Annotated in this window: 12 protein-coding genes; 10 read left to right on the top strand and 2 right to left on the bottom strand. The window is 73.4% G+C overall.

Annotation, left to right across the window (positions count from 1 at the left end):
• Positions 1-5: 5 nt before the first annotated feature.
• Positions 6-1,604 (bottom strand): ABC-F family ATP-binding cassette domain-containing protein, encoded by a 1,599-nt coding sequence (locus tag M8C13_RS10495; protein WP_252480329.1) that lies wholly within the window; start codon positions 1,602-1,604, stop codon positions 6-8.
• A 265-nt stretch (positions 1,605-1,869) separates the two neighbouring features.
• Between M8C13_RS10495 and M8C13_RS10490 the strand changes: the two genes are divergently transcribed.
• The 4 genes from M8C13_RS10490 (at position 1,870) to M8C13_RS10475 (ending at position 8,203) form a co-directional block, all read left to right on the top strand.
• Positions 1,870-2,757 carry a patatin-like phospholipase family protein gene (locus M8C13_RS10490; RefSeq protein WP_252480328.1) on the top strand — a complete coding sequence of 296 codons (888 nt, stop codon included), beginning with the start codon at positions 1,870-1,872 and terminating at the stop codon, positions 2,755-2,757.
• 22 nt (positions 2,758-2,779) lie between these two features.
• Complete coding sequence (locus M8C13_RS10485) at positions 2,780-3,958, top strand: MFS transporter (protein ID WP_252480327.1); 1,179 nt, start codon at positions 2,780-2,782, stop codon at positions 3,956-3,958.
• 85 nt (positions 3,959-4,043) lie between these two features.
• A complete protein-coding gene (mshC, locus tag M8C13_RS10480; protein ID WP_252480326.1) occupies positions 4,044-5,285 on the top strand; it encodes a cysteine--1-D-myo-inosityl 2-amino-2-deoxy-alpha-D-glucopyranoside ligase in 1,242 nt (413 codons plus the stop codon).
• Positions 5,286-5,290: 5 nt separating this feature from the next.
• A complete protein-coding gene (locus tag M8C13_RS10475) occupies positions 5,291-8,203 on the top strand; it encodes a BTAD domain-containing putative transcriptional regulator (RefSeq protein WP_252480325.1) in 2,913 nt (970 codons plus the stop codon).
• Here M8C13_RS10475 and M8C13_RS10470 read toward each other — a convergent pair.
• Positions 8,196-8,984, bottom strand: coding sequence for a S9 family peptidase (locus tag M8C13_RS10470; RefSeq protein ID WP_252480324.1), 789 nt, complete (start codon positions 8,982-8,984; stop codon positions 8,196-8,198). The two genes, M8C13_RS10475 and M8C13_RS10470, sit on opposite strands and share 8 nt — an antisense overlap.
• 122 nt (positions 8,985-9,106) lie before the next feature.
• Here M8C13_RS10470 and M8C13_RS10465 point away from each other — a divergent pair, with 122 nt between their 5' ends.
• From M8C13_RS10465 to M8C13_RS10440, 6 genes are all read left to right on the top strand, one after another.
• Entirely contained in the window at positions 9,107-9,550 is a 444-nt protein-coding gene (locus tag M8C13_RS10465) for a helix-turn-helix transcriptional regulator (RefSeq protein WP_252480323.1), read from the top strand.
• 10 nt (positions 9,551-9,560) lie between these two features.
• A complete protein-coding gene (locus tag M8C13_RS10460; RefSeq protein WP_252480322.1) occupies positions 9,561-9,971 on the top strand; it encodes a VOC family protein in 411 nt (136 codons plus the stop codon).
• 71 nt (positions 9,972-10,042) lie between these two features.
• Positions 10,043-12,463, top strand: coding sequence for an excinuclease ABC subunit UvrA (locus M8C13_RS10455; protein ID WP_252480321.1), 2,421 nt, complete (start codon positions 10,043-10,045; stop codon positions 12,461-12,463).
• 42 nt (positions 12,464-12,505) lie between these two features.
• Positions 12,506-13,783, top strand: a complete 1,278-nt coding sequence (locus M8C13_RS10450) for an esterase family protein (protein WP_252480320.1) — start codon at positions 12,506-12,508, stop codon at positions 13,781-13,783.
• The gene (locus tag M8C13_RS10445; RefSeq protein ID WP_252480319.1) at positions 13,780-14,565 is read left to right on the top strand and encodes an alpha/beta fold hydrolase; all 786 of its coding nucleotides are present in this window, start codon (positions 13,780-13,782) and stop codon (positions 14,563-14,565) included. The genes M8C13_RS10450 and M8C13_RS10445 overlap by 4 nt, the downstream gene beginning before the upstream one ends.
• Positions 14,566-14,582: 17 nt before the next feature.
• A complete protein-coding gene (locus tag M8C13_RS10440; RefSeq protein ID WP_252480318.1) occupies positions 14,583-15,203 on the top strand; it encodes a suppressor of fused domain protein in 621 nt (206 codons plus the stop codon).
• Positions 15,204-15,228: the final 25 nt, after the last annotated feature.

The following is a 15,228-nucleotide window of genomic DNA, read 5'->3' as shown; positions in this document are numbered from 1 at the left end:
ATGCTTCACATGGGGTCCACCTCCGTGAGGGTGTCGGTGAGCAGGAGCCAGCGGGTGATGCCGAGGGTGCGCAGGAACGGCAGGTCGTGGCTGGCGACCACGAGCGCGCCCGCGTAGGCCGACAGGGCCTGGGTCAGCTGGGCCACGCTGGCCAGGTCCAGGTTGTTCGTCGGCTCGTCCAGCAGGAACAGCTGCGGGGCGGGCTCGGCGAGCAGCAGTGTGGCCAGCGAGGCCCGGAACCGCTCCCCGCCGGAGAGCGTGCCCGCGGCCTGTTCGGCCTTGCGGCCGCGCAGCAGGAACCGGGCCAGCTGCGCCCTGATCCGCTGGTGACCGGCCTCCGGCGCGGCCTTGGCCACGTTGCCGATGGCGGACAGCTCGTCGTCGAGCACGTCCAGCCGTTGCGGCAGCCACCGCATCGGCACCTTCAGCGACACCTCGCCGGAGACCGGGGCCAGCGCGCCGGTGATGGTGCGCAGCAGCGTGGTCTTGCCGGAGCCGTTGGCCCCGATGAGCGCGATCCGTTCCGGGCCGCGCACATCCAGGTCCACCACCGGTCCGCAGCGAAGCTCCACTGTGGACAGTCGGAGCACCTCGCGGCCCGGCGGCACCTCGGTGTGCGGCAGCTCCACCCGGATCTGCCCGTCCGCGCGCACCGCCTCCTCGGCCTCCTGCACCCGGTCCTTGGCCTCGGCCAGCTTGTCCAGGTGCATGTTGCGGTGCTTGCCCGCGGAGACCTCCGCGGCCCGTTTCCGGTTGCCCATCACCATCTTGGGCTCCCGCTTCTGGTCCCACATCTTCTGCCCGTAACGCAGCCGCCGGTCCAGCTTGACCCGCGCGTCGATGAGCTCCCGCTGCTGCCGCCGCAGGTCCTGCTCGGCCGCGCGCACCAGCCGCAGCGCGGTCTCCTGCTCGGCGGCCACCGCGGCCTGGTAGTCGGTGAAGTTGCCGCCGTAGTAGCGGACTTCCCCGTCCCGCAGGTCCGCGATCCGGTCCATCAGGTCCAGCAGCTCCCGGTCGTGCGAGACCACCACCAGGATCCCCGGCCACTCCGCTACGGCGCGGTGCACCAGGCGGCGGGCACGAAGGTCCAGGTTGTTCGTGGGCTCGTCGAGCAGCAGGACCGGCGGCCGTCGCACCAGCAGCGCGGCAAGCGCGAGCAGGACGGACTCGCCGCCGGAGACTCCGCCGACGGTGCGGTCGAGGCCGAGGTGACCGAGACCGAGGCGGTCGAGGGTGGCACGGGTGCGTTCCTCGACGTCCCAGTCCTCACCGAGGACACCGAAGTCGGCTTCGGTGCCCCGGCCGGACTCGATCGCCGCGAGGGCCGCGCGCTGCGCCGAGATACCGAGTACGTCATCAATCCTCCTGGAAGCGTCCAACGTGATGGTCTGCGGCAGATAGCCGATCTCGCCGGTGACCGCGATCGACCCGGCCGCTGGCGTGAGCTCACCGGCGAGCAGGCGCAGCAGCGTCGACTTGCCGGAGCCGTTGACCCCGACCAATCCGGTCCGGCCCTCGCCGATGAGCAGGTTCAGCTCCTCGAACACCGGCTCGCCGTCGGGCCAGCGGAAGTCGAGTGCGGAACAGGTGACGGATGCGGACATGGCGCACCTCCTGAGGTGTCGTCGCGAGAAGAGAGGGCGACACGCGAGCGCACGGCGACGACACGGAACTCAGGGAAGGGGCGCGTCCAACGGGGGAGTCGCGGCCGGGTCCGAGCACGGGCGGAGGCGGGCATGCCTCAACGTCGCGGTGACTCGCAACCTCAGCCGATCAACCTGTGCTCCCCTGGACGGCAATGGGACGACGGCTACGTTAGGCGCCCGCCGCTCGCGCCGCAACGCGTTTTCGCTCCGTCCACATGAGACGATGCTCGGCGTGCGGGACCACGGTCTGCCGACCCCGGTCGGCTTCGTTCTCGGTGGCGGCGGCAGCCTGGGCGCCATCCAGGTCGGCATGCTCCGCGCGCTGGCCGAACACGGCATCCGGCCCGACCTGGTGATCGGCACCTCGGTCGGCTCGGTCAACGGCTCGCTGCTGGCCCTCGATCCCGAGCACGCCGCGGGCAGGCTGACCAGGATGTGGGCGCTGATGACCCGCTCCAGGGTCTTCCCCGGCGGCCCGGTCCGGCAGCTGCGCACCCTGCGCGCCGGGCGCAACCACCTGTTCCGCAACACCGGCCTGGCCGAGGTGCTCGCCGAGGGCCTGGCCGGCGCGAGCCGGTTCAGCGACCTGGCGCTGCCCTTCGGCGCGGTCGCGGTGGACGCGGTCACCGCCTCCCCGGTGGTGCTGACCGAGGGCGAGCTGATCCCGGCGATCCTGGCCAGCGCGGCCATCCCCGGCATCTACCCGCCGGTGCGCATCGGCGGGCGGGTGCTCTACGACGGCGGCGTGCTGGCCAACGTGCCGGTGCAGCAGGCGCTGAGCATGGGCGCGAAGTCCCTGGTCGTGCTCGACTGCGCCTTCCCTGGCCACCTGCCAGGGGTGCCCGCCTCGCTGCCGGAGACGCTGCTGTTCTGGGCCACTCTGGCCACCCGCAACCAGGCGGTGCTGGAGGCCACCCGCTGGGCGGAGACCGCGCCGATCGTCTACCTGCCAGGTGCTCCCGCCCGGCCGGTGACGCCGCTGGACTTCCGGTTCACCAACGAGCTGATCGCCACCTCCTACGCCGAGTCCACCGAGTTCCTGGCCACGCTGCGGGTGGACGGGCCGGGCCTGTACGGCCATCCCGCCGGGCCGACGCCCAGCACCCCCTGAGCACTCTGGTTGTCTTGCCCGCATGGGGAGAAACGCGCTGCTGGTCGCGCTCGGGGTGGACTCCTTCGGCACCGGGGTGTTCCTGCCGGTCACCGTGCTGTACCTGACCTTCGTCATCGGCCTGGACCTGCCGACGGCCGGGCTGGTCGGCGCGGCGGCCACCGCGGTCGGCCTGCTGGTGCCGCCACTGGCCGGGCACCTGGTGGACCGGTGGGGGCCGCGCACGGTGCTGGTCACCGCCCAACTGGTGCAGGCGGCCGGGGCCGGGATGTACCTGGTGGCCACCAGCGTGCCGGAGGCGTTCCTGGCCGCGGCGCTGCTGGCCATGGGGCAGCGCGGGTTCTACTGCTCGGTGTTCGTGCTCATCGCCGACCTGTCCGCCGAGACCAGCAAAGATCGGCCGTTCGCACTGGCCGGGGTGACCATGTCGGTGTGCTTCGGCCTCGGCGCCGGGGTGGCCGGGCTGCTCACCGGCGCCGAGGGGGACTGGCCGTACCGGCTGGTCGCGGCGGGCAACGCGGTCAGCTTCCTGGTGTGCGCGGCCATCCTGCTCCGCTTCGTGCGCCCCGCCCCGCACACCCCGAGCGAACGCGGCGACGGCGCCTTCCGGCAACTGCTGGGCGACCGCCCGTACCTGGGCCTGATCCTGGTCAACTTCGCCTTCGCGCTGGCGGTGGACCTGTTCGTGCTCGGCGTCCCGGTCTACCTGCGCCTGGTGCTGGGCGCGCCGGCCTGGATGATCGGCGCGGTCATCGTCACCAGCACCGTGTTCCGGCTGTGCTTCCAGGTCGCCACGGTGGACCGGCTGCGCAACGTCCCGCGCACCACGGCGCTGGCCGGCGCGGGCCTGCTGTGGATCACCTGGGCACTGGCCACCGCGGCCGCGCTCTGGGTGCCCGCCCCGTGGAACCTGGCCTACCTGCTCGTGATCACCCTGGTGCACTGCGTGGCCAACCTGGTGCACGCCCCCACCTCCACCGCCCTGGCCGAGGCCAGCGCCCCGCCCGGGGCGCGCGGCCGGTACGTGGCCAGCTTCCAGTACTCCTTCGGGGTGTCGAACGTGGTCGCGCCCGCGGTGATCTCGCTGACCGCTGTGCACCCGGTCCTGCCGTGGCTGGTTCTCGCCGCTGTGCTGACCGCGGCCACCGCGGCGCTGCCGGTGCTGGGCCGCACCCTGCCCGCGGTTGCCGTACACCGCTGACCAGGTCATTCCCTCATGTTGGGAGGATCACGAGAAGACGCTGTGGGCTGTGACTCATGCGGAGCTGTTGATTATCGTCTGAGGAATGCAGACCTGGTCGTCAACTCCGGTACCCCGGCTCCCCGGCACCCCCCGCCCCCTGCGGCTCTACGACACCGCCGCCGCGGAGGTCCGGCCGACGACCCCGGGCGACACGGCCCGGCTCTACGTCTGCGGCATCACCCCCTACGACGCCACCCACCTCGGGCACGCCGCCACCTACCTGGCCTTCGACCTGGTGCACCGGCTGTGGCTGGACAACGGGCACACCGTGCACTACGTGCAGAACGTCACCGACATCGACGACCCGCTGCTGGAGCGCGCCGCCCGCGACCAGGACGACTGGGTGGTGCTCGGGATGCGGGAGACCGCGCTGTTCCGGGAGGACATGGAGGCGCTGCGGGTGCTGCCGCCGCGGGACTACGTGGGCGCGGTGGAGGCCATCCCGGAGATCACCGAGGCCATCGCCAAGCTGCTGGCCTCCGGCGCGGCCTACCGGGTCGAGGACGCGGAGTTCCCGGACGTCTACTTCGACCACAACGCCACCGGCCGCTTCGGCTACGAGTCCAACTACGACGAGGCGACCATGCTCGGCTACTTCGCCGAACGCGGCGGCGACCCGGAGCGGCCCGGCAAGCGGCATCCGCTGGACGCGCTGCTGTGGCGGCTGGAGCGGCCGGGCGAGCCGGCCTGGGACTCCGAGTTCGGGCGCGGGCGGCCCGGCTGGCACATCGAGTGTTCGGTGATCGCGCTCAACCGGCTCGGCGCGGGCCCCGACGTGCAGGGCGGCGGGTCGGACCTGGTGTTCCCGCACCACGAGTACAGCGCGGCGCACGCCGAGGCGCTGACCGGGTTCCAGCCCTTCGCCCGGCACTACAGCCACGCCGGGATGATCGGGCTGGACGGGGAGAAGATGTCCAAGTCCCGCGGCAACCTGGTCTTCGTCTCCCGGCTGCGCGCGGACAAGGTCGACTCCATGGCCGTGCGCCTCGGCCTGCTCGCCGACCACTACCGGGCGGACCGGCCGTGGAGCGACGACCTGCTCCAGGCCGCGCAGCGGCGGCTGGACACCTGGCGGGCCGCGGTCGCCCTGGACGCCGGGCCGGACGGGCAGGCGCTGGTGGACCGGCTGCGCGACCACCTCGCCGACGACCTGGACACCCCGCGCGCGCTCGCCGCGGTGGACGCCTGGGCGGCCGAGGCCCTGGAACGGCGCGCCGGGGGCGACCCGGCCGCCCCCGCGCTGGTGCGGGCGGCGGTGGACGCGCTGCTGGGCGTGGCACTCTAGCCGCTGTGCCCGATCTCGACTTCCGCCTGCTCGGCCCGCTCCAGGTGGTCATCGGCGGGCGGGAGGTCGAGATCGGCGCGGCCAAGCACCGGATCGTGCTGGCCAGCCTGCTGCTGCGGGCCGGCCGCACCGTCCCGGTGGCCGACCTGGTCCGCGAGCTGTGGCCGGACGGCGCGGGCGAGCAGGCCAAGGCGACCGTGCAGACCTACGTCTCCCGGCTGCGGCGGCAGCTCGGCGACGGCCTGCTGCGCACCGAACCCACCGGCTACCGCGCGGCCGTGCCACCGGAGACCGTGGACGTGCACCGCTTCCGCGCGCTGGTGGCCGAGGGAGCGGGGCAGCGGCAGCGGCTGCACCAGGCACTGGCGCTCTGGCGCGGGCCCGCGCTGCAAGGCGTGCCGGCCGGGCAGCTGCACGAGCACGAGGTGCCCCGGCTGGAACGGGAACGCCTGGCGGCCCTGCAACGGCGGATCGAGCTGGACCTGGCCGCGGGCGCGCACGCCGAACTGGTCGCCGAGCTCCAGGTGCTCACCGCCCGGCACCCGCTGCACGAGGACTTCTGGCGGCTGCTCATGCTCGCGCTGCGCCACGGCGACCGCCAGGGCGAGGCGCTCACCGTCTACCAGCGCGCCCGCGCGGTGCTGGCCGAAGAGCTCGGCGCCGAGCCGGGACCCGCGCTGCGGGCGGCCTACCAGGCCATCCTCACCGGTGACAGCGCACCGGCCGCGCCGTGGCGGCCGGTGAACCAGCTGCCCGGCGACATCGCCGCCTTCGTCGGCCGCGCCGACCTGCTCGCCGAGCTGGACCGCCTGCTGCGGCCCGGCGCGCGGGTGCTGCTGTCCGGGCCGCCCGGCATCGGCAAGACCGCGCTGGCCGTGCACCTGGCGCACCGGCTGCGCGGCCGGTTCCCGGACGGACAGCTGCACGTCAACCTGCGCGGCTACACCACCGGCGCGCTCACCGACCCGGCCGAACTGCTGGCCAGGCTGCTGCGCGCGCTCGGCCTGCCCCCGGCCGAACTGCCCAGCGGGACCACGGAGCTGACCGCGCTGCTGCGCCAGGTCACCGCGGGCCGACGGCTGCTGGTGCTGCTGGACAACCTCACCGAAGCCGCCCTGCTGCCCGACCTCGGTGACTGCGCCGTGCTGGCCACCAGCCGCGCCGAGCTGCGCCTGCCCGGCGCGCACACCTGCCCGGTCGGCGTGCTCGACACCCCGGCCGCCCTCGACCTGCTCACCAGCCTGCTCGGCGAGCAGGTCGCCGCCTGCCCGGAAGCCGCCGCCGAGCTGCTCGACCTGTGCGGCCGCCTGCCCCTGGCGCTGCGCATCGCCGCAGCCAACGCCCTGGACGGGGCCGACCTGCCCGCGCACGTGGCCCGGCTCCGGGTCAGCGACCGGCTCTCCGAACTGTCCATCCCCGGCGACCCCGAGGCCGCCGTGCGCGCCGTGTTCGACCAGTCCTACCAGCGCCTCAGCCCGGCCGCGCGACGCCTGTTCCGGCTCTGCGGCCTGATCCCCGGCCCGGACATCACCGCCCCCGCCGCCACCGCCCTCTGCGGGGACGAGGCCACCGGACTGCTCGCCGAGCTCACCGCGGCCGGGCTGCTCACCAGCGAGGACGGCCGGCACAGCTGCCACGACCTGCTGCGCCTCTACGCCGCCGAACTGGCCGCCGAGGACACCGACGGACCGGCCGCCCTGACCGCGCTCACCGAGCACTACGCCGCCACCGCGGCCACCGCCACACCGGAGTGGCTGGCCGCCGAACGCGCGGTGCTGCTGGCCACCGTCGAACAGGCCGCCGTACAGGGGCCGCACGGCCCCTGCCACCGGCTGGTCACCGCGATGCTGCCGGACCTGTTGCGGCACGGGCTCTCCGCCGCCATCGCCACCGTCTGCGAGGCCGGTTGCCACGCCGCGGCCAAGGACGGCGACCAGGAAGCCGAGGCCAAGCTCGCGCTCGTGCTCGGCGAGGTGCTGGTCACCCTCGGCCAGCACAACTCGGCCACCGAGCCGCTCACCCGCGCCCGCGAGCTCGGCACCGGCTCGACCGAGCGGGTGGCCAGGGCCAACCTGCTGCTGCTGGAGGGCTACCGCGGCAACTGGCCCGAGGTCTTCGGCCAGCTCGAGGCGCTGCTGGCCGAGTGCACCGAGCTGGGGGACAACAAGGGGCAGGTCGCCGCGGTCTACGTGCTGGTGGTCGGCCGGTGGGCCACCAGCGAGCTGGCGGAGCTGGTCCGGGTCTCCGAGCTGGGCCTGACCCTGGACTCCGAACCCGGCGACCGGGCCGCCTTCCTGGCCGGGCTGGCCTCGGCGCACTGGGAACAGGGCAGGCTCGAACCCGCCATCGCGCACCTCCGCGAAGCCCTGGCGGTCTCCGCAGGCGGCGACGCCTGGCACAGCGCCACCGCCATGCAGGTCTTCCTGGCCGACGTGCTGGCCGAGGCCGGGCACGACGCCGAGGCGCACGCCGTGGCCCACGAGGTGCGCAGGCGGCTGGTGGGCGCGCACGACTACCGGATGCGGGCCTTCGCCCTCAACGTCCTCGGCGTGCTGCACCGCAAGGCCGGCAGGCTCACCGAAGCCCTGAGTTGCCACCAGGAAGCCCTGCTGGAACAGGGCGGGGCGGTCGGCGGCGTGGCCGATGAGATCAGGCTGCGGCTGTCCCAGGCGCTGCGCGCGCTGGGCCGGGCCGAGGAGGCGCTGCCGGTGATGGAGTCCGTGCAGCAGAGCCTGCACCTGATGGACTCCCGGATGCTGGCCGCCCGCGCGGTGCTGGAGCACGCCGAGGTGCGGGCCGCCCTCGGCCAGACCGCTCGCGCGATCGAGCTGGGGGAGCGGGCGGTGGCGGAGTTCCGGCGGATCGGCAACCCGCGCGACGAGCGGGCCGGGCTGGCGTTCCTGGCCGGGCTCAGCTGAGGTGGCGGCCGAACCACTCGGTCAGCACCCGGTCCACCTCGCGGGTCAGCGGCAGCTGCGGGGCGGGCTCGATGCCGGGCTCCTCGGCCAGCGGGTGCGCCAGCCCGGGGATCGAGGCCAGCTCGGCCTGCTCGCCCAGCTCCTCGGCCAGGCGGATCGCGTCGGCGCGCAGCGCGGGGTGGTCCAGCTCGCCACTGACCACCAGCAGCGGCGCGCGACCGGCCAGCTGCCCGGCCTTGGCGAGGAAGTCCAGGCTGTCCACGGCCGCGCTGGACTCCGCGTCGTAGGGGTAGTCGCCCGGGAACAGGTCCACCACCGAGCGCAGGTGGATGGCGGCGTTGAGCAGGGCGGCGGCGAAGACCGGGACGTCGCTGTCGGCGAGCACCCGCAGCGCGACCGCCCCGCCCAGTGAGCCGCCGAGCACGCCGATCGGGCCCTCGGCCACCGGCAGCTGCTCGCGGAGCGCGGCCAGCGCGGCCGGGAACTCCTCGAAAGCCTGTCGCACGAACGGGTACAGGAAGGACATCAGCGGGTCCTCCTGCACCAGCGCCAGGCCCGCGTCCATGGAGCCGTCGACCATGCGCGCCCCGCACATCGGCATGCCCAGGTGCACCCGCCACGCGGGCAGGCCGTGCATGGGCAGCGCGGCGGCGAAGGCGGCGTCGGAGCGCGGCGCGTCCAGCATGTGCCAGGTGACGATCAGCGGAGCGGGACCCTCCCCGGCCGGCGGCAGGGCGGTGAACGGCACGCCGGCGGCGGTGCCGGTGATCGGTGACTGCATGCGGCCACCGTAGGGCTCCGGCCGCGCGGCCGGGACCGGTTACGCCACCGGCGGAATCCCGGCCGGCCCGAGATGCCGCGCTGGAGCGGACAGCACCGCCCTGACGTGGCACGATCTGGCCTGTGAGCAGCAAGCCCGACGCCACGGCGCAACACCTGCGCGACCTCGCGCTGCTGCGCCGCGTGCGCGACCGGATCGACCGCGAGCACGCCCAGCCGCTCAACGTGGAGGCCCTCGCCCGCGGGGTGAACATGTCCGCCGGGCACCTCAGCCGGGAGTTCCGCCGGGCCTACGGCGAGTCGCCCTACTCCTACCTGATGACCCGGCGGATCGAGCGCGCGATGGCGCTGCTGCGCCGCGGCGACCTCAGTGTCACCGAGGTCTGCTTCACCGTCGGCTGCCAGTCCCTCGGCACCTTCAGCACCCGCTTCACCGAGCTGGTCGGCGTGCCGCCCAGCGTCTACCGGCAGCAGGCCGCCGGACCCGCCGGACTGCCGTCCTGCGTGGTCAACCAGGTGACCAGACCGATCAGGAATCGAGAAGCGCCGGTGTTCGAGCGCAACTAGCGTGACCGCCATGACCTTCACCATCCACGCGAGCTTCCTGCCGCACACCGACCCCGAGGCCAGCCTGGCCTTCTACCGGGACGCCCTCGGCTTCGAGGTCCGCAACGACGTCGGCTACAACGGGCTGCGCTGGCTCACCGTCGGCCCGGTCGACCAGCCCGGCACCTCCATCGTGCTCTACCCGCCCGGCGCCGACCCCGGCGTCACCGAGGCCGAGCGTCAGACCATCACCGAGATGATGGCCAAGGGCACCTTCGCCAGCCTGGTGCTGGCCAGCGCCGACGTGGACGCCGCCTTCGAGAAGCTGCAGGCCGGGGACACCGAGGTGGTGCAGGAGCCCACCGACCAGCCCTACGGCGTGCGCGACTTCGCCATCCGGGACCCCGCGGGCAACATGATCCGCGTCCAGCAGGTCGGCTGAGCCCCACCCCGCACCACCCCGAGCAAGCAGGACGGCCCAGCCCGGCCGGCGCGTCAGCAGATGGAGAGACGATGAGCACGGCCCCGAAGAAGACCACGCGGACCGCCGCCCCGCACGCCGCCGACACCCACGACATGATCCGGGTGCACGGCGCGCGGGTGAACAACCTCAAGGACGTCAGCATCGAGCTGCCCAAGCGGCGGCTGACGGTCTTCACCGGCGTCTCCGGCTCCGGCAAGAGCTCCCTGGTCTTCGACACCGTGGCCGCGGAGTCCCAGCGACTGATCAACGAGACCTACAGCACCTTCGTGCAGGGCTTCATGCCGAGCCTGGCCCGCCCCGAGGTCGACGTGCTGGACGGGCTGACCACCGCGATCATCGTGGACCAGCAGCGGATGGGCGGGGACATCCGCTCCACGGTGGGCACCGCGACCGACGCCAACGCGATGCTGCGCATCCTGTTCAGCCGGATCGGCACCCCGCACATCGGCTCCCCGCAGGCCTTCTCCTTCAACGTCGCCTCCATCAGCGGCGCGGGCGCGGTCACCCTGACCAAGGGCGGGCAGAAGGTCAAGGAGCGCAGGGAGTTCAGCATCACCGGCGGCATGTGCCCGCGCTGCGAGGGCAAGGGCAAGGTCAACGACATCGACCTCACCCAGCTCTACGACGACTCGAAGTCCATCGCCGAGGGCGCCTTCACCATCCCCGGCTGGAAGTCCGACAGCCACTGGACGGTGCGGATCTACGCCGAGTCCGGGTTTGTCGACCCGCACAAGCCGATCCGCAAGTACACCAAGAAGGAGCTCCAGGACTTCCTGTACAAGGACGCGACCCGGATCAAGATCGACGGCGGCAACTTCACCTACGAGGGCCTGATCCCGAAGATCCAGAAGTCCTTCCTGGCCAAGGACCGGGAGTCGATGCAGCCGCACATCCGGGCCTTCGTGGACCGGGCGGTCACCTTCACCACCTGCCCCGAGTGCGCGGGCTCCCGGCTCAGCGAGGCGGCCCGGTCCTCCCGGATCCAGGGCGTGAACATCGCCGAGGCCTGCGCGATGCAGATCAGCGACCTGGCCGAGTGGGTCGGCAAGCTGGACGAGCCCTCGGTGGCGCCGCTGCTGGCCAAGCTGCGCGCCAACCTGGACGCCTTCGCCGAGATCGGCCTGGGCTACCTGTCCCTGGACCGGCCCTCGGCCACCCTCTCCGGCGGCGAGGCCCAGCGGGTCAAGATGATCCGGCACCTGGGCTCCTCGCTCACCGACGTCACCTACGTCTTCGACGAGCCCACCATCGGCCTGCACCCGCACGACATCCAGCGGATGAACGAGCTGCTGCTGCGGTTGCGGGACAAGGGAAACACCGTGCTGGTGGTGGAGCACAAGCCGGAGACCATCGCGATCGCCGAACACGTGGTCGACCTCGGCCCCGGCGCGGGCGCGGCAGGCGGCACCATCTGCTACGAGGGCACCGTGGAGGGGCTGCGGGCCAGTGGCACCGTCACCGGCCGCCACCTCGACGACCGCGCCCAGCTCAAGGACACCGTGCGCGCGGCCACCGGCAAGCTGGAGATCCGCGGCGCGAACAAGCACAACCTCCAGGACGTCGACGTCGACGTGCCCCTGGGCGTGCTGTGCGTGGTCACCGGCGTGGCGGGCTCGGGCAAGAGCTCGCTGCTGCACGGCTCGCTGCCCGCCGAGGCCGGCGTGGTCGCGGTCGACCAGGCCCCCATCCGCGGGTCCCGGCGCAGCAACCCGGCCACCTACACCGGGCTGCTGGAACCCATCCGCAAGGCCTTCGCCAAGGCCAACGGGGTCAAGCCCGCGCTGTTCAGCGCCAACTCCGAGGGCGCCTGCCCCACCTGCAACGGCGCCGGGGTCACCTACACCGACCTGGGCATCATGGCCAGCATCGCGACCACCTGCGAGCTGTGCGAGGGCAAGCGGTTCGACGCGGTGGTGCTGGACTACCACCTCGGCGGCCGGGACATCAGCGAGGTGCTGGCCATGCCGGTGACCGAGGCGCTGGAGTTCTTCGGCTCCGGCGAAGCGCACACCCCGGCCGCGCACGCCATCCTGGCGCGGCTGGCCGAGGTCGGCCTCGGCTACCTCACCCTCGGGCAGCCGCTGACCACCCTCTCCGGCGGCGAACGGCAGCGGCTCAAGCTCGCCACGCACATGGCCGACAAGGGCGGGGTCTACATCCTGGACGAGCCCACCACCGGCCTGCACCTGGCCGACGTGGCCCAGCTGCTCGCGCTGCTGGACCGGCTGGTCGACTCGGGCAAGTCGGTGATCGTGATCGAGCACCACCAGGCGGTCATGGCGCACGCGGACTGGATCATCGACCTCGGTCCCGGCGCGGGCCACGACGGCGGCCGGATCGTCTTCGAGGGCACCCCGGCCGAGCTGGTCGCCGCCCGCACCACGCTGACCGGCGAGCACCTCGCCGAGTACGTGGGCAGCCCGGCCAAACCTGCCCGCAAGCGCCGCTAACCCGGTTGCGCGGCGGGGCGCGGTGGTCAAAGGTAGGTCGCCATGACGATCACCAGCCCCGCCCTCGCCGCGCTCGCCGGCGACCCGGCCGCGCTCGCCGAACACCTCAAGACCGCGGGCGGCCCGCTGGTCGAACCCGCTCCTGACAACCCGGGCTCGGTGCTGGTCACCTTCGTCTGGCTGGGGGAAGCCGAGCGGGTCTCGATCAGGGCGGGCCAGCTCTTCGCCGACCACCTCGCGCCCTCGCACGCCCTGGAACGCCTGCCGGGCACCGACATCTGGCACCGCTCCACCGTGGTGCGCGCCGATGTCACCAGCAGCTACCAGTACATCGTGGACGAACCCGCCGCCGGCGACCTGATCGCCGACGCCTTCGAGGCGCTGCGCCGCCAGGTCGACTGCTGGCGAGCCGACCCGTTCAACCCCCGGCGGATCTACCCGCAGACCGGCATCATCGCCGGCCGCCTCGACCTGCCCGAACACCAGTGGGACTCGATCCTGGAACTGCCGGAGACCGAGCCCGCGCCCTGGTTCACCCCCGCCGGCGCACCGGCCGGGACCCTGGTCGAGCGGCGGCTGACCTCGGCGGCGCTGGGCAACGAACGCCAGGTCACCGTCTACCGGCCGCCGAGCGGGCAGGGCCCGTTCCCGCTGGTGGTCATGCTGGACGGCGAGTGCTGGACCCGCGTGGCCGACCTGCCGACCGCGCTGGACAACCGGATCGCCGACGGCAGCCTCGCGCCGGTGGTGGTCGCCTTCGTGCACACCCCCGAGGTGGCCGACCGGCCGGGCGCGCGGATCGGGGAGAGCACCTGCAACCCGGCGCTGACCACCATGCTGGCCGAGGAGCTGCCGCCGCTGCTGGCCGAGTTCGACGTCACCACCGACCCCGCGCGCACCGTGCTGGCCGGCAACAGCCTCACCGGGCTGGCCGCCGCGTTCACCGCGCTGCACCGGCCCGAGGTCTACGGCAACGTGCTCGCCAGCTCCGGCTCCTTCTGGTGGGGCTACGCCGACCACCCGGTCGCGAAAATGCTCGGCGGCAAGGACGGCGAACCCGAGTGGCTCACCCGCCAGTACGCCGGGTCACCGCGCGTCCCGGTCCGGTTCTGGCTGGACTGCGGGGTCCTCGAAGCCGGGAACGTGCCGTGGATCCCCGGCGTCGACCCGCGCGCGGCCAACCGGCACTTCCGGACCGTGTTGCGCGCCAAGGGAAACCAGGTCGACTACTTCGAGGCCCCCGGCGGGCACGAGTTCGTCTCCTTCCGCCGCAACGCCATCCGCGCCCTGTGCACGCTGCTGCCGGGAGCCGGGGCATGATCGAGTCCACTGTGGACCTTGGCGGGCGGCGGTTCGGCTGGGTCGACTTCGGCGGTGCGGGAGCGCCGATCCTGTTGCTGCACGGCAGTTTCGGGCGCGGCAGCCAGTTCGCCCGGCTGGCCGCCGACCTCGCGCCGGAGTACCGGGTGCTCGCCCTGGACCAGCGCGGGCACGGGCGCAGCGAGCACGGCGGCGACTTCGGCCGCGCGGAGTTCGTCGCCGACGCCGCGGCCTTCCTGCGGCACCTGGACCTCGGCCCGCTGCCGGTGCTCGGCCACTCCCTGGGCGGCCTCAACGCCTACCAGCTCGCCGCCCGGCACCCCGAGCTGGTGCGCGCGCTGGTGGTGGAGGACTTCGGCGCGGTGATGCGCGCCCCGGAGATCGAACACCCCGAGCTCGACCTCACCGGCTGGCCCCTGCTGGCCGATACCGAGGAGGAGCTGCGGGCACAGATCGCCCAGCGGGTGCCGGTGCTGGACTACTTCATGGCCAGCGCCATCCAGACCGCGCAGGGCTGGCGGCTCTGCTTCGACTACGCCGACCTGGCCGCCACCCAGCGCGGCGGGCTCGGCGACCACTGGGCCGACTGGCTGGCCGTCACCTGCCCGGCCCTGTTGCTGCGCGGCGAACACAGCCCGATGCTGCCGGCCGCGCTGGCCAAGGAGATGGTGCGGCCGGGAGTGGAGCTGGTGGAGCTGGCCGGGTGCGGGCACTGGATCCACGACGACGATCCGGCCGCCTTCGCCGAGGCCGTGCGCGGCTTCCTGCGCACGGTCGGCTGAAACGGCATGATGCCCCGATGACCCAATGCCCGGCGCCCGGCCAGGACGCCATCGACGCCGCGCTGGCCGCGCTCTACCCCGGCCGCCAGCCCCGCAGGGTCGGCTTCCCGCCCGGTGGCGCGCTGGCCTGCTGCGTGGCCTACCCGGCCGCCGGGCACTGGCACTACATCAGCTACGGCCTCAGCGAACTGCACGAGGCGGGCCCGGAGGAGGACCCGGAGTTCTCCGGCTGGGGCTTCGAGCTGACCCTGCGAGTGCGCCGCGGCGACGAGGCCGAGGCGCCAGGCTGGCCGTTCGAGATCGTGCACCACCTGGCCCGGCAGGTGAACACCCGCCTGCTGCTGCTGGAACCCGGCCACCGCCTGGACCTGCGCCGCCCCATCACCGGCCACCCCACCCTGCCCGACGCCCCGCCCACCGGGCTCACCGCCTTCACCCTCGTGGCCGACCCCGAGCTGGGCGAGCTGGCCACGCCGAACGGGAAGGTGCTGTTCCTGCAGGCCGTCGGGGTGACCGCGGCCGAACAGGCCCGGATGCGCGCCGGCGGCACGGCCGCGGTGCTGGCCGAACTGGCCGGGGACAACCCGCTGCTGGTCACCGACCCGGCACGGGCGCCAGGGCCTCCTGGTGTAGCGTGAGCGGCCGGAACATCGGATCGGCCGA

This window comes from Crossiella sp. SN42, assembly GCF_023897065.1.
Classification (GTDB): Bacteria; Actinomycetota; Actinomycetes; order Mycobacteriales; family Pseudonocardiaceae; genus Crossiella.
This window is presented reverse-complemented; position numbering and strand designations above follow the sequence as displayed.

What these genes read in the sequence shown, in the direction of transcription:
- M8C13_RS10485 (WP_252480327.1), top strand. Translation starts at nt 2,780, where the DNA reads ATGGGGAGAAACGCGCTGCTGGTCGCGCTCGGGGTGGACTCCTTCGGC.
- mshC (WP_252480326.1), top strand. Translation starts at nt 4,044, where the DNA reads ATGCAGACCTGGTCGTCAACTCCGGTACCCCGGCTCCCCGGCACCCCC.
- M8C13_RS10450 (WP_252480320.1), top strand. Translation starts at nt 12,506, where the DNA reads ATGACGATCACCAGCCCCGCCCTCGCCGCGCTCGCCGGCGACCCGGCC.
- M8C13_RS10440 (WP_252480318.1), top strand. Translation starts at nt 14,583, where the DNA reads ATGACCCAATGCCCGGCGCCCGGCCAGGACGCCATCGACGCCGCGCTG.
- M8C13_RS10455 (WP_252480321.1), top strand. Translation starts at nt 10,043, where the DNA reads ATGAGCACGGCCCCGAAGAAGACCACGCGGACCGCCGCCCCGCACGCC.
- M8C13_RS10445 (WP_252480319.1), top strand. Translation starts at nt 13,780, where the DNA reads ATGATCGAGTCCACTGTGGACCTTGGCGGGCGGCGGTTCGGCTGGGTC.
- M8C13_RS10490 (WP_252480328.1), top strand. Translation starts at nt 1,870, where the DNA reads ATGCTCGGCGTGCGGGACCACGGTCTGCCGACCCCGGTCGGCTTCGTT.
- M8C13_RS10470 (WP_252480324.1), bottom strand. Translation starts at nt 8,984, where the DNA reads ATGCAGTCACCGATCACCGGCACCGCCGCCGGCGTGCCGTTCACCGCC.
- M8C13_RS10460 (WP_252480322.1), top strand. Translation starts at nt 9,561, where the DNA reads ATGACCTTCACCATCCACGCGAGCTTCCTGCCGCACACCGACCCCGAG.
- M8C13_RS10495 (WP_252480329.1), bottom strand. Translation starts at nt 1,604, where the DNA reads ATGTCCGCATCCGTCACCTGTTCCGCACTCGACTTCCGCTGGCCCGAC.